The 1,423-nt window shown below is 52.8% G+C and carries 1 protein-coding gene and 1 pseudogene; both read left to right on the top strand.

The window, feature by feature from the left end; all coding sequences use genetic code 11:
* Positions 1-266 (top strand): IS66 family insertion sequence element accessory protein TnpB (tnpB, locus tag BLP80_RS14870; RefSeq protein WP_143002337.1); only part of this gene is annotated, 266 nt, incomplete at its 5' end.
* A 113-nt stretch (positions 267-379) separates the two neighbouring features.
* A pseudogene (locus BLP80_RS14865) lies at positions 380-1,423 on the top strand (IS66 family transposase); the annotation flags it as partial.

The following is a 1,423-nucleotide window of genomic DNA, read 5'->3' as shown; positions in this document are numbered from 1 at the left end:
TGATCGTGCAACAGGCGCTAGCGCATTCACCGTGTGCAGGATCAGCGTTTGTGTTTGGCAATCGTGCCAGGAATCGCATCAAGGTATTGTTGTGGGATGGTGCGGGTGTGTGGTTATGTCAGCGTCGCTTGCATGAGGGGCGGTTTACCTGGCCAAGCGCTGGTGAGCGCTGCTTTACATCGACGCAAGCTCAATGGGAATGGCTGATCGCAGGGGTAAATTGGCAGCGTTTATCCGCACTACCACCTGCCCATCTACGGCCATGAAAAATACCTGATTAGTTAATGATTACAATCTGTTAGGAGGACTGTATGGTATAATGTCAACCATGAAATCGTGGCTACAGCTAGATCAACTGAACCTTGATGCGGATACCAAAATGCAGGTGTCTGGCATCATGCAAACACTGTTTGATCAGGCACAAAAAGAAATTCACGCACAGGAACTCAAGATCCAGGCGCTTACACTGGAATTGGCGCATTTACGCCGTATCCGCTTTGGCAGGAGCAATGAATCCCTGTCGCTATTTCAATCGTAGCTACAGCTGGATGTGTTCGAAGAAACCGCTGCAGTGACAGCGGAAATTGAACAGCTCGATTCATCAGCAAAACAAGGCGCAAACAAACCCCCACGGGCTCGCGCGGGCCGCCAACCTTTGCCGGATCATCTACCCCGCATCGAGCATCGTCATGAACCACAATTCTGCCAATGTGATCAATGCGGCCACGATCTGGTCAAAATTGGCGAAGACATCACCGAACAGCTGGATGTGGAACCCGCCAGATTTTTCGTCCACCGCCACATTCGTCCGCAATATGCGTGCAAAACTTGCGAAACCATCACCGCAGAGCCTGTCCCACCGGCCGTGATCGATGGCGGCATGGCTGCACCCGGCCTGCTTACCTGGGTGATGACCAGCAAGTACCTGAATCATCTTCCCCTTTACCGTCTTGAACAAATCGCCGCACGTGAGCAGGTTATTTTATCCCGTTCCACCCTGGCGGAATGGGTGGGCCGCACGGGGGTGGCCTTACAGCCCCTGGCAGACCGTCTCACCTGGCATCTTTTGCAAGGGAATACGCTACATGCTGATGAGACCCCGGTGGCTCAGCTTGACCCTGGCAAAGGCAAGACCCGCAAGGCTTATTCTCAGGGCCTATCGCAGCAATGACTTGGAACCTGGGCCGCGCATCATTATCTTCGACTATCAAGCCGGTCGTAGTGGCCGACATGCACAAAACTTCCTGCAAAACTGGCAAGGTCACCTGCTGGTCGATGACTACGGTGGATATAAATCCCTATTCTCATCAGCATCACCCTGCACTGAGCTAGGCTGCTGGGCCCATGCACGTCGTAAATTCTTCGATCTATATCAGACTAATGATAGCCCAATGGCGTTCGAAGCGCTGCAACGTATCGGTGT

The sequence above is a fragment of the Nitrosomonas sp. Nm132 genome (assembly GCF_900100485.1).
Classification (GTDB): domain Bacteria; phylum Pseudomonadota; class Gammaproteobacteria; order Burkholderiales; family Nitrosomonadaceae; genus Nitrosomonas.
Note: the sequence above shows the minus strand (reverse complement) of the source record. Positions and strands in the feature narration are given on the sequence as shown.